This window comes from Roseococcus sp. SDR, from assembly GCF_019083995.1.
Lineage (GTDB): Bacteria > Pseudomonadota > Alphaproteobacteria > Acetobacterales > Acetobacteraceae > Roseococcus.
Genome location: NZ_JAHRCU010000004.1, coordinates 22,551 through 44,108, shown reverse-complemented (window position 1 = coordinate 44,108; position 21,558 = coordinate 22,551). Strand labels below are relative to the sequence as shown.

The 21,558-nt window shown below is 70.3% G+C and carries 18 protein-coding genes and 1 pseudogene; 16 read left to right on the top strand and 3 right to left on the bottom strand.

Annotated features, from left to right (window positions below; genetic code table 11):
• Positions 1-39 precede the first annotated feature (39 nt).
• The 4 genes and pseudogenes from KTR66_RS06045 (at position 40) to KTR66_RS06030 (ending at position 3,330) form a co-directional block, all read left to right on the top strand.
• Complete coding sequence (locus KTR66_RS06045; protein ID WP_371819041.1) at positions 40-2,394, top strand: heavy metal translocating P-type ATPase; 2,355 nt, start codon at positions 40-42, stop codon at positions 2,392-2,394.
• Entirely contained in the window at positions 2,391-2,792 is a 402-nt protein-coding gene (locus KTR66_RS06040; RefSeq protein WP_213611436.1) for a MerR family transcriptional regulator, read from the top strand. The genes KTR66_RS06045 and KTR66_RS06040 overlap by 4 nt, the downstream gene beginning before the upstream one ends.
• The gene (locus KTR66_RS06035; RefSeq protein ID WP_249731891.1) at positions 2,779-2,991 is read left to right on the top strand and encodes a heavy-metal-associated domain-containing protein; all 213 of its coding nucleotides are present in this window, start codon (positions 2,779-2,781) and stop codon (positions 2,989-2,991) included. The genes KTR66_RS06040 and KTR66_RS06035 overlap by 14 nt, the downstream gene beginning before the upstream one ends.
• A 9-nt stretch (positions 2,992-3,000) precedes the next feature.
• Positions 3,001-3,330: pseudogene (locus KTR66_RS06030) on the top strand (DMT family transporter).
• A gap of 69 nt (positions 3,331-3,399) precedes the next feature.
• Here KTR66_RS06030 and KTR66_RS06025 read toward each other — a convergent pair.
• The 3 genes from KTR66_RS06025 to KTR66_RS06015 form a co-directional block, all read right to left on the bottom strand.
• On the bottom strand, positions 3,400-4,194 hold the full coding sequence (locus KTR66_RS06025) for a Bax inhibitor-1/YccA family protein (RefSeq protein ID WP_213611434.1): 795 nt from the start codon (positions 4,192-4,194) through the stop codon (positions 3,400-3,402).
• A 100-nt stretch (positions 4,195-4,294) separates the two neighbouring features.
• Positions 4,295-6,793 carry an ABC transporter permease gene (locus KTR66_RS06020; RefSeq protein WP_213611431.1) on the bottom strand — a complete coding sequence of 833 codons (2,499 nt, stop codon included), beginning with the start codon at positions 6,791-6,793 and terminating at the stop codon, positions 4,295-4,297.
• Complete coding sequence (locus KTR66_RS06015; RefSeq protein WP_213611429.1) at positions 6,790-7,512, bottom strand: ABC transporter ATP-binding protein; 723 nt, start codon at positions 7,510-7,512, stop codon at positions 6,790-6,792. Before KTR66_RS06015 ends, KTR66_RS06020 begins: the two co-directional genes overlap by 4 nt.
• Positions 7,513-7,597: 85 nt before the next feature.
• Between KTR66_RS06015 and KTR66_RS06010 the strand changes: the two genes are divergently transcribed.
• From KTR66_RS06010 to KTR66_RS05955, 12 genes are all read left to right on the top strand, one after another.
• Positions 7,598-8,167, top strand: coding sequence for an arylesterase (locus tag KTR66_RS06010; RefSeq protein WP_371819040.1), 570 nt, complete (start codon positions 7,598-7,600; stop codon positions 8,165-8,167).
• Between the two features lie 30 nt (positions 8,168-8,197).
• A complete protein-coding gene (gene thpR / locus KTR66_RS06005) occupies positions 8,198-8,734 on the top strand; it encodes an RNA 2',3'-cyclic phosphodiesterase (RefSeq protein WP_213611427.1) in 537 nt (178 codons plus the stop codon).
• Positions 8,735-8,766: 32 nt separating this feature from the next.
• Positions 8,767-9,147: a DUF2946 family protein gene (locus KTR66_RS06000; RefSeq protein WP_213611425.1), complete on the top strand. Its 381-nt coding sequence runs from the start codon at positions 8,767-8,769 to the stop codon at positions 9,145-9,147.
• Positions 9,148-9,214: 67 nt separating this feature from the next.
• Positions 9,215-11,269 carry a TonB-dependent receptor domain-containing protein gene (locus KTR66_RS05995; RefSeq protein WP_213611423.1) on the top strand — a complete coding sequence of 685 codons (2,055 nt, stop codon included), beginning with the start codon at positions 9,215-9,217 and terminating at the stop codon, positions 11,267-11,269.
• Positions 11,270-11,282: 13 nt separating this feature from the next.
• Positions 11,283-11,777 (top strand): YcnI family protein, encoded by a 495-nt coding sequence (locus tag KTR66_RS05990; RefSeq protein WP_213611421.1) that lies wholly within the window; start codon positions 11,283-11,285, stop codon positions 11,775-11,777.
• Positions 11,777-12,085 (top strand): hypothetical protein, encoded by a 309-nt coding sequence (locus KTR66_RS05985; RefSeq protein WP_213611419.1) that lies wholly within the window; start codon positions 11,777-11,779, stop codon positions 12,083-12,085. The genes KTR66_RS05990 and KTR66_RS05985 overlap by 1 nt, the downstream gene beginning before the upstream one ends.
• 23 nt (positions 12,086-12,108) lie before the next feature.
• On the top strand, positions 12,109-12,582 hold the full coding sequence (locus tag KTR66_RS05980; protein WP_213611418.1) for a copper chaperone PCu(A)C: 474 nt from the start codon (positions 12,109-12,111) through the stop codon (positions 12,580-12,582).
• 117 nt (positions 12,583-12,699) lie between these two features.
• Entirely contained in the window at positions 12,700-13,380 is a 681-nt protein-coding gene (locus KTR66_RS05975) for a hypothetical protein (protein WP_213611417.1), read from the top strand.
• A 106-nt stretch (positions 13,381-13,486) separates the two neighbouring features.
• Positions 13,487-14,734 (top strand): cyclopropane-fatty-acyl-phospholipid synthase family protein, encoded by a 1,248-nt coding sequence (locus KTR66_RS05970; protein ID WP_213611416.1) that lies wholly within the window; start codon positions 13,487-13,489, stop codon positions 14,732-14,734.
• 65 nt (positions 14,735-14,799) lie between these two features.
• Positions 14,800-15,594: an enoyl-CoA hydratase/isomerase family protein gene (locus KTR66_RS05965; protein ID WP_213611415.1), complete on the top strand. Its 795-nt coding sequence runs from the start codon at positions 14,800-14,802 to the stop codon at positions 15,592-15,594.
• Between the two features lie 133 nt (positions 15,595-15,727).
• Positions 15,728-19,075: a DUF2126 domain-containing protein gene (locus tag KTR66_RS05960; RefSeq protein WP_213611413.1), complete on the top strand. Its 3,348-nt coding sequence runs from the start codon at positions 15,728-15,730 to the stop codon at positions 19,073-19,075.
• Positions 19,068-21,518: a circularly permuted type 2 ATP-grasp protein gene (locus KTR66_RS05955; protein WP_213611411.1), complete on the top strand. Its 2,451-nt coding sequence runs from the start codon at positions 19,068-19,070 to the stop codon at positions 21,516-21,518. The genes KTR66_RS05960 and KTR66_RS05955 overlap by 8 nt, the downstream gene beginning before the upstream one ends.
• The last annotated feature ends 40 nt before the right edge of the window (positions 21,519-21,558 follow it).

Sequence of the window (21,558 nt, the reverse complement as noted above, 5' to 3'; positions counted from 1 at the left end):
CCTTGACCCTGCCACGATGGCAATCGCCACTTCGGAGTCATGATGGACCGTCACACGCCCCTTCCGCGCCTCACCCTGCCCATCGAGGGCATGAGCTGCGCCTCCTGCGTCGGCCGCGTGTCGCGCGCGCTGGAGGCCGTGCCCGGCGTCGCCGGCGTGGAGGTCAACCTCGCCTCCGAATCGGCCCAGGTGCAGGGGACCGCCGCGCTTCCCACGCTCGACGCCGCCGTGCGGGGCGCGGGCTATGCGCTGCGGGAGCAGGTGATCGAGCTGCAGGTGACCGGAATGAGCTGCGCCTCCTGCGTCGGCCGGGTGGAGCGGGCGCTGCAGGCGGTGCCCGGCGTGCTGGCCGTCGCCGTGAACCTGGCCAGCGAGCGCGCGACGCTGCAGGTGCTGGCGGGCACCCCGATGGACTCGCTCGAGGCGGCGCTGGGCCGTGCGGGCTATGGCGTCACGGCGGAGACCACCGAGACCCGCGTCCCGCGAGCGACGCTCGAGCTGGCTTTGGCCGGGCTCCTGGCGGCGCCCTTCCTGATCGGCATGCTCGGCATGGCGCTGGGCCAGGACTGGATGCCGGGTGGCTGGTGGCAGCTGGCACTGGCCACCCCCCTGCAATTCGTCCTGGGCGCGCGCTTCTACCGGGGCGCGCTCGGCGCGCTCCGGGCACGGACCGGCAACATGGACCTGCTGGTCGCACTCGGTACCACCGCCGCCTATGCGCTCTCCGTCTGGCAGCTTCTGGGTGGGCATCACCACCTCTATTTCGAGGGTTCGGCCCTCGTCATCTTCTTCGTTCTGCTCGGCAAGCATCTGGAATCGCGGGCGAAGCAGGCCACCGCAGGTGCCATCCGCGCGCTCCTCGACCTGAAGCCCCGGACCGCCATGCGGCTCGATGCCGGGCAGGAGCGGGAGGTGCCGGCCGCACTTCTCAAGCTGGAGGACCTCGTTGTCATCCGCCCGGGCGAACGCGTGCCGGCCGATGGCGTGGTGACCGAGGGTGAGGCTGGGCTTGATGAGAGCGCGCTCACGGGTGAGAGCCAGGCCGTGGCCAAGGCGCCGGGCGCCTTGCTCTCCACCGGGACCGTGGTGCTGGACGGCTGCCTTGTCATGCGCGTGACCGCCATCGGCGAGGAGACGGTGCTGGCCCGAGTGGCGGCGCTGGTCTCGGCCGCGCAGGCCAGCCGGGCGCCGATCCAGAAGCTGGTGGACCGGATTTCGGCCGTCTTCGTGCCGGTGGTGATCGGCATCGCGCTGCTCGCCTTCGGCGGCTGGTGGATGAGTGGCGCGGGGCTGGAGGCCTCCATCATGCATGCGGTGGCGGTGCTGGTCATCGCCTGCCCCTGCGCTCTGGGGCTCGCCACGCCGGCCGCGATCATGGCGGGCACGGGGGCTGCCGCGCGGGCCGGAATCCTGGTGCGCGACGCCGAGGCGATCGAGCGCGCGGCCGGCATCACCCGCGTCGCCTTCGACAAGACGGGCACGCTGACCGAAGGCCGGCCGGTTCTGGCGAGACTGTATGAGGTTGAGCCGGGCATGCTGGCGCTGGCGGCCGCTCTGCAGACGGGCAGCGAGCATCCCCTGGCACGCGCCGTGCTCACCGCGCATGGCGCGGCGACCGCGCCGGTCAAAGGCTTTCGGGCGCTGCCCGGGCGCGGCGTGCAGGGCGAGGTGGCAGGGCGGCAACTCAGCCTCGGCTCGCCCCGGATGCTGCGGGAAGCGGGCGCCGCGCCGGATGCACGGCTCGCGGCGGCGGCCGAGGCGGAGTCCGCGCAGGGGCGGACGCTGGCCTGGCTGATCGAGGAGGGCCGCGTGCTGGCCCTGTTGTCCTTCGAGGATCAGGTGAAGCCGCACTCGGCCGAGGCGGTGGCGGCATTGTCCGCCATGGGGCTGGGCGTGACCGTGCTCTCCGGCGACAGCCCGGCCGCGGCCGGGGCGCTGGCCGCGCGGCTCGGGCTCGCCGAGGTGGAGGCCGGGCTGCTGCCGGCCGGCAAGTCCGCCCGCATCGCCGCCTGGCGTGAGGCGGGCGAGCGGGTGGCGATGGTGGGCGACGGCGTGAACGACGCGCCGGCACTCGCCGCCGCCGATCTCGGGATCGCCATGGGAACAGGCACGGATGCGGCCATGGCGGCCGCCGGGGTCACGCTGCTGCGGGGCGACCCCGCGCTGGTGCCCCAGGCGCTGGAGTTGATGCGGCGGACGCGCGGCAAGATCCGGCAGAACCTGTTCTGGGCCTTTGCCTACAACGCCGCGGGCCTGCCGCTCGCGGCGCTGGGCGGATTGTCACCGGCATTGGCAGGGGCGGCGATGGCCGCCTCCTCCGTGTCGGTGCTTGGGAATGCCCTGTTGCTGGCGCGGTGGCGCCCGACGGGTGGAATGAGGGAGAAAAAGACATGAACATCGGCGAAGCGGCCGCGGCGAGCGGCGTCAGTGCCAAGATGATCCGGCATTACGAGACGCTCGGGCTCATCACGCCGCTCAGGCGGGCCAACAACTATCGTAGCTACACCGAGCAGAATGTGGCCGTCTTGCGCTTCATCCGGCACGCGCGGGACCTGGCCTTCCCCCTCTCCGAAGTGAAGCGGCTGCTCGCGCTCTGGCAGAATGACGGGCGGCAATCGGCCGAGGTGCGACGCATCGCCCTCGGTCATGTCGATGCGCTGGAGGAAAAGGCACGCTCCCTCAAGGCCGTCGCTGATTCGCTCCGGCATCTGGCGCAATCCTGCCAGGGGAATGGGCGGCCCGAATGCCCCATCCTGGACCACATGGAAGGGAAGGTCGATGCCAGTGCTTGAGATGAAGGTCAGTGGCCTGACCTGCGGCCATTGCGTGCAGACGGTCACCCAGGCGATCCAGGCGCTCGATACGCATGCGCGGGTCCGGGTGGACCTCGCCGACGGGCTGGTGAGCGCCGAGACGGCGGTGGACCGTGCCAGCGCCGTTCGTGCCATCGAGGGTGCCGGTTACAAGGTTCTGCCCTGCACGCGGGACTGAGGTCCCGCCATGAACTGGCTGTACCTGCTGGTCGCCATCCTCGCGGAGGTCATCGGTACGCTGGCCTTGCGGGCCTCCCAGGGTTTCACGCTGGCGCTGCCCTCGGGCCTTGTGCTGCTCGGCTATGGCGTTGCCTTCTATTTCCTGTCGCTGACGCTCGCCACCATCCCGATGGGGATCGCCTAAGCCGTCTGGTCCGGCTTGGGCATCGTGCTGATCTCGGCGGCCGGCTGGCTTTGGTTCGACCAGGCGCTGGACCTGCCGGCGCTGCTCGGGATCGGCCTGATCGTCGCCGGCGTCGCGGTGATCAATCTCTTCTCGCAATCCGCCGCGCATTGAGGGCGGCGGGCAAGAAAAAACCCGGCGGATCGCTCCGCCGGGTTCGCTGGGCTGCGGCTTTTGGCCGGTTCAGCCCTGGTTGCGGTTCCCCATGAAGGAGAGCAGCAGCTGGAACAGGTTGATGAAGTTCAGGTAGAGGCCCAGCGCGTCCATCACGCTGCGCTTGCCGGCCTCTTCCGTGCCCTCGGCGTAGGAATACTCGATGTAGTCGTTCTTGATGCGCTGCGTGTCATAGGCGGTGAGACCGCAGAAGATGATCACGCCGAGCACCGAGATGGCGAAGGCCAGCGCCGAGGAGGCCAGGAAGATGTTGACCAGCGAGGCCAGGATGATGCCGATCAGGCCCATCAGCATGAAGCTGCCCATCTTCGTCAGATCGCGCTTCGTCGTGTAGCCGATCAGGCTCATCGAGGCGAAGGTGGCCGAGGTGATGAAGAAGGTGCTGGCGATGGACGCACCCGTGTAGATCACGAAGATGTTCGCCATGCTGGCGCCCATCACGCCGCAGAAGGCCCAGAACAGCGCCTGCGCGGTCGTCTTGCTCATCCGGTTGATGCCGAAGGAGAGGACCAGGATGAAGGCGAGCGGCGCGAACATCGCGACATAGCCGAGGATGGTCGGCGCGGTGGCGAGGCCACGCGGCGTGCGGACGACGGTGAAGAACAGCTCCGACAGGCCGGTATTGGCCACCAGATAGGCGACGATCGCCGTCACCAGCAGGCCGGAGGCCATCCAGTTGTAGACGCGGAGCATATAGGCGCGCAGACCGGCGTCGATCGCGGCGGCGTCCACGCCCGCGGTGCGGCCCCAGCCTTGCTGGCCGCCCAGCGGCTGGGTCCAGCGCGATTCGGGTTGCAGTGCCATGAGATCAATTCCTCCAGAAGGACGAGAGTCGGGGGTTTCGCCCCGGATGGATAGGATATGGAACTTCTGTAATCAACTTCAATCCAAATCGGGCACCCGGTCAATCGTTCCGCAGCAAGGGGGCGGGGCGGACCCGGAGCGCCATGGCGGTGCCGGCATAACCGAAGGCGAGCACGAGAAGCATGCACCCCGCCACCGTCAGCGCCAAGGTGCCGGGCAGGAAAACCCATTCCTGGCGCATGATGCCGACGACCACGCCCCAGGCAGCAGCCGTGCCGGCCAGCGCCGCCAGCACGCCCGCGAAGCCGCCCAGCACGCCGAACTCGACCAGGAAGGCGCGCAGGATCTGCCCGCGCGTGGCGCCGACCGTCTTCAGCAGAACCGCCTCGCGGATGCGGCGCTGCTGGCCCGCGGCGACGGCGCCCGCCAGCACCAGGGCGCCGGCCATCAGCGTGATGGAACCCACGGCCGTCAGCGCCGTGCCGATGCGGCCGAGCAGGATGCCCACCTGCTCCAGCGCTTCGCGCACGCGGATGCCCGAGACATTGGGGAGCGCGTCCGTGATGCGCCGCAGCAGGCTCTGATCCTGCGCAGGATCGCCCCGGACCGTCGCGATATGGGTGTGTGGCGCGGCCGAAAGCAGGCCGGGGGAGGCGATGAGCGTGAAGTTCATGCCGAGGGACCGCCACTCGACGTTGCGGAGGTTCGCGATCTTCAGGTCGATGTCGCGGCCCAGCACGTTCACGGTGATCGTGTCGCCCAGCCCGATCCCCCAGCCGCGCGCCAGGTTCGCATCGAAGGAGACCAGGGTCGGGCCGTCGTGATCCGCGGCCCACCAGGCGCCTTCCACCACGCGGGTGCCGGGCGGCGGGGTCGCGCTGTAGGTCAGGCCGCGATCGCCGCGCAGCGCCCAGGCGGTCTCGGGCGTGGTGCGCACCTGCTCGGCCGGCACGCCGTTCACGGCCGAGATGCGGGCGCGCAGGCTGGGCACGCGGCGCACCTCGTCCACGCCGGGCGTCTCGCGGGCCAGGGCATCGAAGCGGGCCACCTGGTCGGGCTGGATGTCGATGAAGAAGAAATTGGGCGCGCGGGCCGGCATTTCGCTGCCGATGGCGGAGGCCAGGTTCCCCTGGATCTGCGCGATGGCGGCGAGCGTGGTGAGGCCCAAGCCCAGCGCCACCAGCATGATCGGCGTGGGCGCCCCCGGCCGGTGCAGATTGGCGAGGCCGAGGCGCCAGGCCGGGCGACGGATGCCGGAAAGCGCGCGCGCGCCGGCCATGAGCGCCCAGGCACCCAGGCGGAACAGCAGCATGGCCGCGGCCGCGCCGGCACAAAAGGCAATGGCGAAGAAGCGCTGCTCGGCCGTGACGATCACCAGCGTGACGAGCGCCGCGGCGGCCAGGGCATTGGCGAGGCCCACGCCCCAGCCGGGCCAGAAGCCGCCGGCCCCCAGCACGTCGCGGAACAGCGCCGCGCCGGGGATGCGCCCGGCCCGGCCGAGCGGCCAGAGGGCGAAGGTCAGCGCCGTCAGCACACCATAAAGCGCGGCCAGGGCCAGCGGCGCGGGGTAAAGGCCGATCCGCGCCGGGACGGGCAGGGTGCTGCCCAGCGCCCAGGCGGCCAGGGCGGTCAGCCCCCAGCCCGCGGCGAGGCCGATCACGATGCCGAGTGCCGCCAACGCCAGAACCTGAAACAGATAGGCCGAGAAGATCGCCGCTGTCGGGGCCCCCATGCAGCGCAGAGTCGCGATGGTGCGGCTGCGCGCATCCAGCCAGGCGCGCACGCCCGTGGCCACCCCGATGCCGCCCACCAGAAGCGCCGTGAGGCCCGCCAGCGTCAGGAAGGAGGCGGCGCGGTCGAGGAAGCGGTTCACCCCCGGCTCTGCCTGGTCCGCCCGGCGGATGCGCCAGGGGGCGGAGGGGAAGGCGGCCCGCAGTTCCTCGCCGAAGGCGCGGGCGGAGACCCCCTGCGGCAGGCGGATGCGATATTCATGGGTGATCATGCTGCCGGGCTGGGCAAGGCCGGTGGCGCGCAGTTGATCGAGCGGGATGATGGCGCGCGGGCCGAAGACGGTGGGCGTGGCCACCCGATCGGGCTCCTCGGCGATGCGGCCGGCGAAGCGCAGCCGGGCTTCGCCCAGGCGCACCTCGTCACCGGGCGCGAGGCCCAGGCGCTCGGCCACCGAGGGCTCGGCCACCAGCATGGGGCCTTGCAGCGGCTGGGCGGGATCGAGCGTCAGGCTGCCATAGAGCGGGTAGCGGCCATCGGCGGCCTTGAGCTCCACCAGCGTGCGCTCGCCATTGGGGGCGATCAGCATGGCACGGAGCAGCGCGACCTCGCTGATCACGCCGCCGCGGGCGCGCACCCAGTCGAGCGCCTCGCTGCCCGCCGGCTCATAGCCCGCGCGGATCTCGAGATCGCCTCCCAGGATGCGGGCGCCATCGGCCTGCAGCCCCGCATTGATGCCGGCCCGGAGCGTGCCGACGGCGGCGATGGCGGCGACACCGAGCGCGAGGCAGGCCAGCACGATGCGCAGCCCCTTCACGCCGCCGCGCAATTCGCGCCGCGCCAGCTTCAGGCCAAGGGCGAGGTTCCTCATTCGGCGGCGATCGCCAAGGCGGCGGTGTCGTCCGTGATGCGCCCATCCTCGATGCGGATCTGCCGCTCGCAGCGCGCGGCCAGCGCCGGGTCATGGGTGATGAGGATGAGCGTGGTGCCGTATTTGGCCCGCAGGTCGAAGAGCAGGTCCATCACCGCGAGGCCCGTCGCGCGGTCGAGATTGCCGGTCGGCTCATCGGCCAGGATCACGCGGGGCAGGGCGACGAAGGCGCGGGCCACGGCGACGCGCTGCTGCTCGCCGCCCGAAAGCTGGCCCGGATAATGGTTCAGGCGATGACCGAGCCCGACCGACTTCAGCGCCGCCTCGGCCCGGGTGAAGGCATGCTCATCGCCCGCGAATTCCAGCGGGATCGCCACATTCTCCAGCGCCGTCATGGTGGGGACGAGGTGGAAGGACTGGAAGACGATGCCCACCTCCTCGCGCCGGAAGCGGGCGAGCTCATCCTCGCTGAGGCGGCCCAGTTCGCGCCCGGCGACCGTCAGATGCCCGGCCGTCGCGCGTTCCAACCCAGCCAGCAGCATGAGCAGCGAGGTCTTGCCCGAGCCCGAGGGGCCGATGATGCCGACCGCCTCGCCCTCGCCGATCTCAAGGCTCACCCCCTTCAGGATGTTGACCCGCCCGGCCGAGCCCCCCACTTCGAAGGTGAGGTCGCGTGCCGAGATGAGGGGCGTGACAGGGGAATTCAGGGCATTGTCCATGATGGTCGCATATGGGCGGCGCGCTGCGCTGCAAAAGGGCCTGTTGCTTTTTGCGACAGCCGCTTCCGCTCAAGCTGTCGCCCCGGTGCGGCTGCTGGCGCTCGGCGATTCACTGACCGCGGGCTATGGCCTGCCGCGCGGGGAGGGCTTCGTGCCGCAGCTCCAGGCGGCGCTGGTCGCGCGCGGCCGGCAGGTGCGCGTGCTGGATGGTGGCGTCTCGGGCGACACCATGTCGGGCGGTGCGGCCCGGCTCGACTGGGCCATGGCGGACCGGCCCCAGGCGGCGATGGTGGCCCTTGGCGGCAATGACGGGCTGCGTGGCCTGCCGCCGGCTCGCATGGCCGAGGCGCTGGAGAGCATCCTCTCGCGCCTCGAGGCGCGGCGCATCCCGACACTGCTTGCCGGCATGCATGCGCCGCCCAATCTCGGCGCCGATTACGGGCGCGCCTTCCATGCCGTCTTCACCGAGGCCGCGGCCAGGCGCCCCCAGGTGATCTTCGTGCCCTTCTTCCTGGAGGGCGTGGCCGGCGAGCGCGCGCTGAACCAGGCGGATGGCATCCACCCCAATCCGGCCGGCGTTGCGGTGATGATCCGCCACATGCTGCCACCCACCGAACAACTGCTGGACCGCGTGGCGGCTTCCCCGGCAGGATAGAGGGGCGAATCCGGGAAGGGGGCTTGGCCCATGCGTCTCTTCGTCGCTCTCGAGCTTCCAGAGGACATGAAGGATCGCCTCGCATCGCTCAGCGGCGGCCTTCCCGGGGTCCGCTGGGTCCGCCCCGAGAACTACCACCTGACGCTGCGTTTCATCGGCGAGGTGCCGGGGCATCTGGCTGAGGAACTGGACCTGGCGCTGGCCGGCATCCGCGCCAAGCCCTTTCCGCTCAGCCTCTCGGGGCTTGGCACCTTCGAGAAGGGCGGGCGGGTGCAATCCCTGCACGCGGTGGCCGAACGCACGCCCGGGCTCGCCCACCTGCAGTCCAAGATCGAGACCGCGCTGCAACGCTCCGGCCTGCCGGCCGAGCGCAAGCGTTTCGCGCCGCATGTGACGCTCGCGCGGACCGATGGTGCCCCGCTGCCCAAGCTCGCCGGCTTCATCCAGGCGCACAACCTTTTCCGGACCGAGCCGGTGATGGTGGAGCGCTTTGTCCTCTTCTCCTCCCAGCTTGGGAAGGAAGCGGCGGTCTATACGCCCGAGGTGGAGTACGACCTGGCGGCTTGAGCCTTTCGTCGGGCGGGCCTAAACCCTCCCATGTGGCAACCCTGCGTTCCCTGCTGATCCGCCTCCTTGCGGCCGTGCTGCTGTTGCAGTCGGGCGTCGCGGTGGCGCATTGCCTGCGCGGCATGGGCGCGGCCGGTGGCCTGATCGTCGAGATTTGCTCGCCGGATGGGATGCGCAGCATCCGCCTGGACGCGAATGGCGAACCGATGGCCGATCACGCGCCGGCCGCCGAAAATGGATTCTGCCCGGCCTGTCATGGATTGCCCGGCGTGGACCTGCCCGCGCCGCCGCAGCTTTCCGTCCCCGCCTGGCTCGGCGAGACCATCGCCTGGGCCCCTTCCTCCAGCGGCACGCTGCGCCCGCCGGCCCGCGCGCCGCCCTACGCGACCCGCGCCCCTCCCGTCACCGCCTGAACACTTCGCCCGCGCCGCCCGGCCTGCCGGGCGGCGCGCCTGTTCATGACGTGCCGGAACCCAAACCATGTCGCTTCTTCGCCGCGCGCTGCTGAGCGCGCCCTTGATCGCCTCTCCCGCCTTCGCCCAGACCGAAATCCGCGCCCATCCCGATACGGTGGTCACGGCCACCCCGCCGCCTCTGACCTCCGAAAGCAACAATGAGGCGCGCCTGCGCCTCTGGTTGAGCCCGGGCAACAACACCGTCGTCCCCGCCTCGGAATTCCAGGACCGGCCGGGCGTGCTCTCGCTGCGCGACATGTTCGAATTCACGCCCGGCGTCTTTGCCCAGCCCAAATGGGGCGAGGATTCACGCCTCTCCATCCGCGGCTCGGGCATCGCGCGCAATTTCCACCTGCGCGGCGTGCGCGTCTTCCAGGACGGCATTCCGATCAACCAGGCGGATGGCAGTGGAGACCTCCAGGAACTGGACCCCACCAGCTTCCTGCGCGCCGAGGTCTTCCGCGGCGGCAACGGCTTCGCGCTGGGCGCCAATACGCTGGGCGGCGCCATCAACTTCGTGACGCCGACCGCGCGGCAGCAGGAAGGGCAGGGGGTCACCTTCCGCCTGGAGGGCGGCAGCCGAGGCTTCATCCGCGGCAACACGCAGATGGGTGGCGTCTTCGGCGCATGGGATGGCTGGGTGAGCGGAACCATGCTGAACCAGGATGGATGGCGCAACCATTCCTCCGGCAGTGCGGGCCGGATGAACTCGAACGGCGCCTATCGCTGGGCCGAGAATGCCGAAACGCGCGTCTATTTCACCTACAACGCGATCCAGCAGGACATCCCGGGCACCGTCACCCGCAATTCGGCGACGCAGACGCCGCGGCTGGCCAATCCCGCCAATGTCCAGCTGAACTACCAGCGCAACATTGAGAGCTATCGCCTCGGCACCATCACCGCCATCCGCCCCAATGCGGAGACCCTGGTGGAGCTTGGCGGCAGCTACGTCCAGCGCCAGCTCGACCACCCGATCTTCCAGTACATCGACAACCACACCAACGACTTCAACCTCTTCGGCCGCGTCACCTGGGATGGTTCGTTGGGCGGCTTCCGGAACCGCCTGGTGGCGGGCGTGAACGCCGCTTGGGGAACGAATGACAATCGCCGCTTCGTGAATCTGAGCGGCGTGCGGGGTGCCCAGACCTTCGCCTCCTGGGACACGGCTTCGACCACCGATGCCTATTTCGAGAACAGCTTCTACGTGCTGCCGGAGCTCGCGCTGGTGGCGGGGCTCTCCGGCGGGCAGGCGGTGCGGCGCAGCGAGAATCGGCTGAACGCCTCGCTCAGCGGCAGTGGCGACTGGGGGTTCATCAACCCCCGCGCCGGGTTGCTCTGGCAGGCGACGTCCAATGTCCAGGCTTATGCCAACGTCACCTGGTCCACCGAGCCGCCCACCCTGTCGGACCTCGTGGCCCTGGTTCCGCTGGGCGGCTTCCGGCTGCTGGCACCCCAGCGCGCCATCACGGCCGAGATCGGCACGCGCGGGACGGTGGGCGATTTCACCTTTGACGGCGCCTATTACTACAGCTGGCTGAAGGACGAGATCCAGCTCTTCGCCGGGCAGCAGCCTGGCACCAGCTTCGCCCGCAACGCGGACAAGACGGTCCATCAGGGCGTGGAACTGGCCGCCAGCTACGTCGCCGGGCGCAACCTCTTCACCGCGCAGGATTCGATGACCCTGCGCGGCGCTTACACCTTCAGCGCCTTCAACTTCGACAATGACCGGCTCTTCGGAAACAACCAGCTGCCCGGCGTGCCGCCGCATGTCCTGCGGGCGGAGGCGCGCTACCGCCACCCCTCGGGCTGGTGGGTGGCGCCCAATGTGGATTGGGTCCCCGAGGGCTTCTACGTGGACAACGCCAATACCCGCCGCACCGACAGCTATACGCTGCTCGGCCTGCGCGCCGGCGCGGAGCTGATGGACGGGCGCCTCGGCCTCTTCGCCGAGGGACGCAACCTGCTGAACAGCCGCTTCATCAGCTCCGCCTCCGTCACCCCCATCGCCCTGGGCAATCCCGCCCTTTACGAGCCCGGCATCGGCACGACCGCCTATGCCGGCATGCTTTATCGCTTCTGAAGGAGAGACGCGGATGAAACGCCTCATCGCCATCATGCTGGCATTCGCGACGCCGGTCGCCGCGCATGTCGTGATCGAACCGGCCGAAGTCGCGGCCAACTCCTACAGTCGCCTCGCCTTCCGTGTTGGCCATGGCTGCGGCACCGCCGCCACCATCGCCATCGAGGTCGCGTTGCCCGAGGGCATCTCCATGGCGCGCCCCATGCCGAAGCCCGGCTGGGAGATCGCCATCGAGACCCGCGCCCTGCCGCGCCCCGTCGCGGGCGGGCATGGCCTGGTGCGGGAGGCGCCCGCCAGCATCGCCTGGCGCGGCGGCCCGCTGCCGGATGCGCATTACGACGAGTTCGTGATGATGATCCGCGCCCCGGACCAGCCCGGGACCACGCTCACCTTCCCGGTGGTACAGCGCTGCGAGGGGGGCGCCCAGCATGCCTGGGTGGAATTGGCCGAGCCCGGCCAGCCTCGTCCGCGCAGCCCGGCGCCGACGCTCCGGCTGGGGGCGCGGTGATGCGCGTGCTCCTCGCCCTCACGCTGCTGCTCGGCACCCCCGCCATGGCCTGCGATCCGGATGCGATGGATCTTGCCCTCAGCGAAATCTGCGCCGCAGCGACCGAAGGGGCTGCCGAGGCCGTCCAGGCAGCCCTGCCATCGGCCCGCGCCGGCGAGGTGGCCGATCTCGAAAGCCAGCTCGCCAGCCTGCGGCGCCTTTGCGCCGAGGGTGACCCCGCCGTCGCGGCGCGAGACGCCGCGCGCCTGGCCCGGCTTGCCGGCCGTATCGAGGCCCGGGCAGACCAGCCCCGCCCCGCCTCCCTTTGAACCACCCGGAAGGAACCCAGAGCATGACCAACCGTCGCCATCTTTTTCTCGCCCCCGCGCTGCTGGCGCTGGCGGCACCCGCGCTCGCCCATGACACTGTCACCGAGCTGGGGGCCCTGCGCATCGTGAACCCCTGGACCCGCGCGGCGGGGCAGGGGATGCAGGGGGGCGGCTTCCTCGTCATCCGCAACACGGGGGCCACGCCGGATCGCCTGGTCTCCGCCAGTTCGCCCGCTGCCGGCCGCATGGAGTTGCACACCCATGTGCGCGACGGCGACGTGATGCGCATGCGCCCGGTGAACGACATCCCGGTGCCCGCCAATGGCGAGGTGACGCTGCAGCCCGGTGGGTTGCATCTGATGCTGATCGGCCTGACCCAGGCGTTGAATGCGGGCCAGACCATCCCGGTCACGCTGCGCTTCGAGCGCGCGGGCGAGGTGACCATTCAGCTCGCTGTCCAGGCCGCCGGCGCGCGCCAGCCCGCGCATCGGCACTGAGCGGGATTGCCCGCCGGGGGGCGTGTGTTTAGGTGACATTTCGTTCATGTCGGCGTGGCGCATGGCCATGCGCGTCCTAGCCCACGCCCCGTCACCTTTGCTCACACGGATCACCTGATGCCCCGCCTCCTGCCCTTCGCCATCGCGATCTTCATGCTCACGCCCTTCCTCCTTTGGGCGGGCTTCTACGCCGCGGGGATGCGCAGCGGCGTGGAGGCGTGGCAATCGCCGATCGGTTGGGTGCTGCTGGCGACCTCGCTGCCTCTGGCCGGGCTGTTCTGGATCCAGAACCTGCGGCAGCTTGGCAATTCGATGGGCGAGGCGTCGCGCCTTGGCCTTGCCGCGCGACTCGCGGGCCTGCTGCCCTTCGCGATGCTGGCCATTGGCCTGTCGGGCTCGGCCTGGCTGTGGTGGAGCGGGGAGGGCTTGGCGCTGGCGGTGATCGCACTGCTGGCGACGCTGGTGCTCTCGGTCCTCACGCGCTTCGCAGCCGAGGCCGCGGTGGAGCCGGGCTTCACCCCCGCGCCCGTGGCGCTGGACCAGCGCGCGGAGGATGAGCTGGGGCGCGGGATCCTGCTCTTCTTCGCCAATGTCGCGATGGCGCTTGCGCTGCTGGCCTACTACGTCACTCCGCAGGTCTTGCTCTGGGCGCTCGCGGCGCTGGTGCCCATCGCCTTCGCGCTGATGATGCGCCTCGCCTGGTGGGCGACGGAGGGCGGCCAGGCGGCCGCGCCACCGGCGGCCCCGCCGGCGGCGCCGCTGGCCCCTCCGGCCGAGCCGCTGCGGCGCGCCGCCTGAGGTCGCTGCCCTTGCCCGCTCCGTGCCGGGCTTGCAACCAAACCGCCCGATTGGGCAAAGGTCCATGGCGCGGGGATGAGCCCACGCCAGATCGGACAGGCCGGCCATGTTTCCCCTCTCCATGATGCTCCGCTCCTTCGTGAAGCGGGGCAGCCTGACCGTGATCGATGCGGCGGGGCGGCAGCACGTCTTTGCCGGCACGCCCGATCCGGAGGTGCCGGCGGTGACCATGCGGATCACCGACCCGAAGCTCTACCGCCTGCTCTTCCTCAATCCGGAGCTGCACACGGGCGAGGCCTATATGGATGGGCGGCTCAGCTTCCCCGGCTCCTCGCTGCGGGATTTCCTGACGCTCTTCTCGATGAACCGCCGCTCGCTCGCGAGCTTTCCGATGATGAAGGTTCTGGCGCGGATCTCACGCGCCATGAAGCGCTTCCAGCAGGCCAATCCCATGGGCAAGGCCCAGGCCAATGTCGCGCATCACTACGACATCGGGAACGCGCTCTATGAGCTCTTCCTCGACCAGGGCCTGTTCTACTCCTGCGCCTATTTCCGCGAGCAGGGCGAGAGCCTGGAGGCCGCGCAGATCAACAAGTGCCGGCTGATCGCGGCGAAGCTCGAGCTGCGCCCTGGCATGCGCGTGCTCGATATCGGCTCGGGCTGGGGCGGCCTCGCGCTCTATCTCGCGCGTGTCGCCGATGTGGAGGTGCTGGGCGTCACCCTCTCGCGCGAGCAGCACGCGCTGGCCGAGGCGCGGGCCAAGGCGGCGGGGCTCGACCATCGGGTCCGTTTCGAGCTGCGCGACTACCGGGAGCTGGATCAGCGCTTCGACCGCATCGTCTCGGTCGGCATGTTCGAGCATGTGGGGGTGGCGCATTACGACGAGTTCTTCGCCAAGGTGGATGCCCTGCTGGAGGAGGATGGGGTGATGCTGCTGCACTCCATCGGCAAGATGAGCCCGCCCGGCAATTCCGGCCCCTGGATCCGCAAATACATCTTCCCCGGCGGCTATGCGCCCGCCCTTTCCGAGGTGTTTCCCGCGGTGGAGCGCGCCCGCCTCTGGGTCACGGATGTCGAGATCCTGCGCCTGCACTATGCGATGACGCTGAACCACTGGTGCCAGCGCTTCGAGGCGAACCGCGAGCAGGTGAAGGCCATGTATGACGAGACCTTCTGCCGCATGTGGGAATTCTATCTGATCTGCTGCGAGATGGTGTTCCGCTCGGGCTCGCAGCAGGTCTTCCACATGCAGATCGGCAAGCGGCGCGACGCCGTGCCGCTGACGCGCAACTACATCATGGCACGAGAAGCCGAACTCATGGCCCGCGAGGCACAGCTGACCGCCCTGGTCTGAGGCGAAATTCCCGGCCGGATATTTCTGGTCTAGGCTCGCCCCGACACGGAGGGCCGGAGCGCGCCATGAACATCCAGACCGCGGAGGCGACGACGCCCCTGCTGACCATCGCGGGGGCGCGGGCCACCATCCGGCTGAACCGCCCGGCCGTGCACAACCGCATCGAGCCGGCCGATCTGCTGATGCTCGGGCAGCACTTCGCGGCGATCGAGGCCAATCCCGAGATCCGCGTGCTGGTGCTGACCGGCACGGGCAAGTCCTTCTCCTCGGGCTATCACCTGGGCGACATGGCGGATCGGCCCAATGCCGAGGTCACGGCGCGGGCCGATGCGCCCTCCTTCGAAGGGGTGGCCGACCAGCTCGAGCGCCTTCGCGTCCCGACCATCTGCCGGCTGAATGGCGGGGTCTATGGCGGATCGACCGACCTGGCGCTGTGCTGCGATTTCCGCATCGGCGTGGACACGGCCGAGATGTTCATGCCCGCCGCCCGCCTCGGGCTGCACTACTACCCCTCGGGCATGGTCCGCTATGTCAGCCGGCTCGGGCTGAACGCGGCCAAGAAGCTGTTCCTGACGGCGGAGAAGATCCAGGCGCCCGAGATGCTCGCCATCGGCTACCTGACCGAGATGGTGCCGGCTGCCGAACTGGATGCGCGGGTGGAGACGCTGGCCGAGCGCCTCGCCGCCATGGCGCCGCTGGCCGTCCAGGGCGTGAAGAAGAGCCTGAACGAGATCGCCCGCCAGGAATTCGACGTGGCGGGCGCGTTGGCCCGCGCCAAGGCAAGCCAGGCCAGCGAGGATCTGCAGGAAGGGCTGCGCGCCTTCCGGGAGAAGCGGGCGCCGGTCTTCAAGGGGCGCTGAAGAAGGCGGCAGGCCGCCCACGCCATGCGCGCGGCGTGGGCGGCTATGGCAAAAACAGCGAATCCATTGGCTGCCAGAGCCCGGAAACCGGCCTATAAGCGGCGCAGCATCTCGGCCGGGACTCCACGCGCGCATGTCCATCCACGCAGCCCTCACCCATCGCACCAGCTACCGCTATGAGAAGCCGGTCTCGCTCGGGCCGCAGACCATCCGCCTGCGCCCCGCGCCGCATGCGCGCACGCCCATCCTTTCCTATTCGCTGAAGATCGAGCCCAAGCCGCACTTCATCAATTGGCAGCAGGACCCGCAGGGGAATTTCCAGGCCCGCGTCGTCTTCCCCGAGCGCGTCACCCATTTCGACGTGACGGTGGACCTGATCGCCGACATGGCGACCATCAATCCCTTCGACTTCTTCCTGGAGCCCGAAGCCGAGCACTACCCCTTCGCCTATGACCACGTGCTGGACGAGGAGCTGGCGCCCTTCCGCAAGCTCGCCCCCTACGGCCCGCTCTTCAAGTCGCTGCTGGCCGAGATCCCGCGCGAGAAGGCGCGGATGGTGGACTTCCTGGTCTCGATCAACCAGCTCGTGCAGTCGCGCATCTCCTACATCGTGCGCATGGAGCCGGGCGTCTGGGACCCCGAGCGCACGCTGGGCGAGGGCAGGGGCTCCTGCCGTGACAGCGCGTGGCTCCTGGTCCAGGCGCTGCGGCACCTGGGCTTCGCCGCGCGTTTCGTCTCGGGCTACCTGATCCAGCTCGTCGCCGATGTGAAGCCGATCGAGGGGCCCGAAGGCCCGACCGCCGATTTCACTGACTTGCATGCCTGGGCGGAGGTCTATCTGCCCGGTGCCGGCTGGGTCGGGCTCGACGCCACCTCCGGCCTCATGGCGGGCGAGGGGCATATCCCGCTGGCCGCCACGCCCGAGCCTGCTTCCGCCGCGCCCATCTCGGGCCTGGTCGAGAAGGCGGACACTGAATTCGGCTTCGAGATGCATGTCCGGCGCATCGTCGAGACGCCGCGTGTCACCAAGCCCTACACCGATGAGCAATGGGCCGCGATCCGCGCCGCGGGCGACCGGGTGGATGAGGCGCTGCGCCGGCAGGATATGCGCCTGACCATGGGCGGCGAGCCCACCTTCGTGGCCGCGACCGACCGCGAGGCGCCCGAATGGAACACCGATGCGCTGGGCCCCACCAAGCGCGCCTATGCCGGGCGTCTGCTGCGCCGGCTGATCCCGCTCTGGGCGCCGGGGGCGGTGATCCACACCGGCCAGGGCAAGCAATATCCGGGCGAGCCGCTGCCGCGCTTCGCGCTCTCCGCCCATTGGCGGCGGGACGGCCAGCCCATCTGGCGCGATGCGTCGCTGCTGGCCTCGGACGACGACACGGATGACGCGAACCATGTGACCGCCGCGCATTTCGCGGCGAGCCTGGCCGAGCGGCTGCAGGTGCCGCCCGAACTCGCCACGGATGCGCATGAGGACATCCACTACTACCTCTGGCGCGAGAGCCGTCTGCCCGCGAATGTGGTGGCCGAGGACAGCAAGCTGCGCGACCCGCTGGAGCGCAAGCGCTTCGCCCGCCTGTTCCGCGGCGGCCTCGCGACCCCGACCGGCACGGTGCTGCCGCTGCGCCGCGTGATCCAGGGCGGGCAGCGCCGCTGGCAATCGGGCCGCTGGTTCTTCCGCGACGACACGCTCTTCCTGACGCCCGGCGATGCGCCCATGGGCCTGCGCCTGCCGCTGAATTCGCTGCCCTGGATCGACCCGGCGGAGCTCGCGAAGGAACTGGACAGCCCGCGCGATCCCTTCGCGCCCGAGACGGAACTGCCGCTGCTCGACCAGATCCGCGCGAGCTTCCGCAGGCCGGGCGAGGGGGGCGACCCCTATGCGCTCCCGGCCGACCAGCGCCCCACGCCGCAGCCGGCACCCGAAGTGGGCATGGACGATCCGGCCCAGGTCCGCACCGCGCTCTGCGTCGAGCCGCGCGGTGGCATGATCCATGTCTTCCTGCCCCCGCTCTATGCGGCCGAGGATTGGCTGGAGCTGATCGCCGCCATCGAGGAGACGGCAGCCGAGACCGGCCGCAAGGTCTTCATCGAGGGCTACCTGCCGCCCGAGGATTCCCGCCTGCAGCACTTCTCCATCACGCCCGACCCTGGCGTGATCGAGGCGAATATCCACCCGGCGGAATCCTGGCCGGAAATGGTGGAGCGCACCGAGCAGCTCTATGAGGAAGCGCGCCAGATCGGCCTCTCCACCGAGAAGTTCATGCAGGATGGCCGGCATGTCGGCACGGGCGGGGGCAACCATGTGGTGATGGGATCCTCTCGCGCCGAGGACAGCCCCTTCCTGCGCCGGCCGGACCTGCTGCGCAGCCTCGTCTCCTTCTGGCACAACCACCCCTCGCTGAGCTTCATGTTCAGCGGGCTCTTCATCGGCCCCACCAGCCAGCACCCGCGCGTGGACGAGGCACGGATGGATGCGCTGCGCGAGCTGGAGATCGCCTTCGGCGAACTCGATCGCATGGGCGGGAACCCCCCGCCCTGGATGACCGACCGGCTGTTCCGCAACATCCTGGCCGACATGACCGGCAACACGCACCGGACCGAGTTCTGCATCGACAAGATGTATGACCCGAACTCCTCCAGCGGCCGCCGCGGCCTGGTCGAGTTCCGTGCCTTCGAGATGCCGCCGCATGCGCAGATGAGTGCGGCGCAGATGCTGCTGATGCGCTCGGCGCTGGCCGCCTTCTGGGACCAGCCCTATCGCCGCTCGTTGGTGCGCTGGGGCACCTCGCTGCATGACCGCTTCATGCTGCCGCATTACGCGCGGGAGGACCTGCACGGCGCGCTGGAAGAGCTGAGCCAGATGGGCTTCGGGCTCGACCCTGCCTGGTTCGCGCCGCATGTGGAGTTCCGCTTCCCGAAGATCGGCGAGGTGAATGTCTCCGGCATCAACCTCGAGCTGCGTGAGGCGCTGGAGCCCTGGCATGTGCTGGGCGAGGAACAGGCCGCCGGCGGCACCGTCCGCTACGTGGACAGCAGCGCCGAGCGCGTGCAGGCCCGCGTGACCAACTGGGTGCCGGAGCGCTTCCTCCTGGCGGCGAACGGCGTGGCCGTGCCCCTGCAGCCCACCGGCCGTGCCGGCGAATTCGTGGGCGGCATCCGCTTCAAGGCCTGGGACCCGCCCTCGGCGCTGCACCCCTCGGTGCGGGCGCAGGTACCGCTGGTGCTGGATGTGCAGGACCGCTGGACCGGCCGCTCGCTGGGCGGCCTCTCGCATCACGTGGCCCATCCCGGCGGCCGCGCCTATGAGGATTTCCCGGTCAACGCCAATGCCGCCGAGGCGCGTCGCCGCTCGCGTTTCTTCGCCATGGGCCATGCACCCGGCGCCCGTGTGGTGGCCGAGCCGCGGCCGAGCCTGGAACATCCCTGCACACTGGACCTGAGGGCCTTCGCCAAGGGCGTCTCGCATGGCTGATCTTCTCGCCGGCGGCCCCGATGAAATGGTCTCCGGCGAGGGGCGTATCCGCCCGCATTGGCGCGGTGTGATGAGCGTGATCGGCAGCCTCGGGCGGGCGGGGCTCGCCGAACGCGGCGAACGCCTGACGCGCGCCATGGCCGATGATGGCGTCGCCTCGCTGCTGCCAGGCGCCTCCGGGGCCGCGCTCTGGCGGCTCGACCCGCTGCCGCTGCCCATCCCTGCGGATGAATTCGAGGCGCTGGCGGCCGGCATCATCCAGCGCGCCCGGCTGCTCGATGCGGTCCTGGCCGATCTCTATGGCCCGCAGGAACTGCTCGCCAACGGCCAGATCCCGGCGCAGCTCGTCTTCGGCAGCCCCGCCTTCCAACGCACCGCGCGGCGCAGCAAGGGCCCACCCCGCCGCCCGCTGCTCCACCTCTATGCGGTGGATCTGGTGCGCGGAGCCGATGGACATTGGGCCGTGCTGCAGGATCGCACGGGCCTCGCGTCGGGTCTCGGCCAACTGCGCGAGAATCGCCGCCTGATCGGTACCGCCATGCCGGAGATCGCGCGTGCCGCGCTCCCGCGCAGCATCTCGCCCTTCTTTGAGCTCTGGCAGGAGGCGCTGAGCCGCCTTGGCCCGCACGGCATGGGTGACCCTGCGATCGCTCTGCTCTCGCCCGGCACGCGCGACCCGCATTGGTTCGAGCATGTCGTCCTCTCGCGCGAGCTTGGCTGCGCGCTGGTCGAGACAGGGGACCTGACCATGCGCGGCGGGGCGCTCTTCCTCAAGACACTCAGTGGCCTGCAGCCGGTGGATGTCGTGCTCTCCCGCGTGGATGCCGCAACCCTCGATCCGCTGGACCAGCCGGAGGCGCCCGCCGGCAGTGGCGTGCCCGGCCTGCTGGACGCGGTCCGGCACGGGGCGCTGACGCTGCTGAACGCACCCGGGGCGGCGCTGGGCGAGGCGCCCGCCCTTGCCTCCTGCCTGGAGGCCCTGGCCCCCAGCATCCTGGGCGAGGCGCTGCAACTGCCCAGTCTTCCCACCCATTGGTTGCCAGATCCCACCAGCGCCCTGCCGCCCCTCCCGGAGGGCCATGCCCATTGGATCTTCCGGCCGGCCGGGCAGGGCAGCGCTTCCGAGTCGCTGGAGCGGCCGGGGCAGGGCGGCGTTGCCGCCATCGCCATGCCGTGCCTGCCGGTGGCGCCCGCCCTGGAAGGCGGTGCGTTGACGCCAGCGCCCTTCATCCTGCGGATGTTCGCGGTCTCGGACGGGATGGGCTGGCAGGTCCTGCCGGGCGGGATCGCGCGGCTCGTCACGCCTGGCGCCAAGCTCACCGGGCGCCTGCCGGGCGGCGGCTGGTGCAAGGATGTCTGGGTACCAGCCGACCCCTCGGAGGCCATCATCGGGCCCGCTGCGCAATCCGGCCCGCCCATCGCCATCCGTCGCACCGCAGGCGCAATCCCTTCGCGTGTCGCGGACAACCTCTTCTGGCTCGGCCGCTATGTGGAGCGGCTGGATCGCGCGGCGCGCTTGATGCGCGCCACCATCACCCGCCTCCGCCGCGGCGCGCCCCTGCCACGTGAACTGGCCGAGCTGGGCACCCTCGCCACCTGCCTGCGCGAGGCGCAACTGCTGGATGAGGAGGCGCGGCCGAGCGCCGGCAACCTCGCCTCCCTCGCCAATGCGCTGGAAGCGACCAGCCGCCCTGCGGTCCGCCAACTCCAGGCCACGATCGGCACATTGGTGGAGTCGGTGCGGGACCGCCTGACGGCCGACATGCATGCGACGCTCACCCAGACGCTGCGCGCGGCGGAAGAGGCGCTGGACAATTCTCCCGCCGAGTTGCCGGATCTGGCGCGGGCGCTGCTGCCGTCGCTGCGCTTCGCGAATGCGGTGGCCGGCATCGCCTCCGAGAACATGGTGCGCGGTGGCGCGCGGCTCTTCCTCGAACTTGGCCGCCGGATCGAGCGCGCCATGGCCGTGGCGAGCGAGGTGGCGATGGCGCTGGACGCGCCGGCCGCGCGCATCGAGGCCGGGCTGCGCCTGACGCTGGAGCTCTGCGACAGCGTCATCACCTATCGCAGCCGCTACCTCGCGGTGTTGCAGCCCGCCCCGGCGCTGGACCTCGTGCTGGCGGATCCTTCCAACCCGCGCGGCCTCGCCTTCCAACTGGCGGCGATCGGCACCGCGCTGCGGGAGCTGGCGGGCGAAGGTGATGCGGAGACGGCGCGGGAGGTGCGCCGGCTCTTCGCCGAAGCAGAAGGCATCACGCCCCGCCTTCTGGCCGCGCAGGACCAGGCGGAGGCGGCCACCGCGGAATTGCCACGCCTGCTGCGCGGCATGGCGGGCGACATCGCGACCCTCTCCGATGAACTCTCACGCCGCTATTTCGCGCTTCTGCCGCCCGCTCGGGCGGTCGGGGTGGATGTGGGTGAGCCGGCCGTGATTACGGCATGACGCTTCAGCCGGGGGGACGGTAGGCGTATCGCCCCCCATC

What these genes read in the sequence shown, in the direction of transcription:
- KTR66_RS06045 (WP_371819041.1), top strand. Translation starts at nt 40, where the DNA reads ATGATGGACCGTCACACGCCCCTTCCGCGCCTCACCCTGCCCATCGAG.
- KTR66_RS06040 (WP_213611436.1), top strand. Translation starts at nt 2,391, where the DNA reads ATGAACATCGGCGAAGCGGCCGCGGCGAGCGGCGTCAGTGCCAAGATG.
- KTR66_RS06035 (WP_249731891.1), top strand. Translation starts at nt 2,779, where the DNA reads ATGCCAGTGCTTGAGATGAAGGTCAGTGGCCTGACCTGCGGCCATTGC.
- KTR66_RS06025 (WP_213611434.1), bottom strand. Translation starts at nt 4,194, where the DNA reads ATGGCACTGCAACCCGAATCGCGCTGGACCCAGCCGCTGGGCGGCCAG.
- KTR66_RS06020 (WP_213611431.1), bottom strand. Translation starts at nt 6,793, where the DNA reads ATGAGGAACCTCGCCCTTGGCCTGAAGCTGGCGCGGCGCGAATTGCGC.
- KTR66_RS06015 (WP_213611429.1), bottom strand. Translation starts at nt 7,512, where the DNA reads ATGGACAATGCCCTGAATTCCCCTGTCACGCCCCTCATCTCGGCACGC.
- thpR (WP_213611427.1), top strand. Translation starts at nt 8,198, where the DNA reads ATGCGTCTCTTCGTCGCTCTCGAGCTTCCAGAGGACATGAAGGATCGC.
- KTR66_RS05995 (WP_213611423.1), top strand. Translation starts at nt 9,215, where the DNA reads ATGTCGCTTCTTCGCCGCGCGCTGCTGAGCGCGCCCTTGATCGCCTCT.
- KTR66_RS05990 (WP_213611421.1), top strand. Translation starts at nt 11,283, where the DNA reads ATGAAACGCCTCATCGCCATCATGCTGGCATTCGCGACGCCGGTCGCC.
- KTR66_RS05985 (WP_213611419.1), top strand. Translation starts at nt 11,777, where the DNA reads ATGCGCGTGCTCCTCGCCCTCACGCTGCTGCTCGGCACCCCCGCCATG.
- KTR66_RS05980 (WP_213611418.1), top strand. Translation starts at nt 12,109, where the DNA reads ATGACCAACCGTCGCCATCTTTTTCTCGCCCCCGCGCTGCTGGCGCTG.
- KTR66_RS05975 (WP_213611417.1), top strand. Translation starts at nt 12,700, where the DNA reads ATGCCCCGCCTCCTGCCCTTCGCCATCGCGATCTTCATGCTCACGCCC.
- KTR66_RS05970 (WP_213611416.1), top strand. Translation starts at nt 13,487, where the DNA reads ATGTTTCCCCTCTCCATGATGCTCCGCTCCTTCGTGAAGCGGGGCAGC.
- KTR66_RS05965 (WP_213611415.1), top strand. Translation starts at nt 14,800, where the DNA reads ATGAACATCCAGACCGCGGAGGCGACGACGCCCCTGCTGACCATCGCG.
- KTR66_RS05960 (WP_213611413.1), top strand. Translation starts at nt 15,728, where the DNA reads ATGTCCATCCACGCAGCCCTCACCCATCGCACCAGCTACCGCTATGAG.
- KTR66_RS05955 (WP_213611411.1), top strand. Translation starts at nt 19,068, where the DNA reads ATGGCTGATCTTCTCGCCGGCGGCCCCGATGAAATGGTCTCCGGCGAG.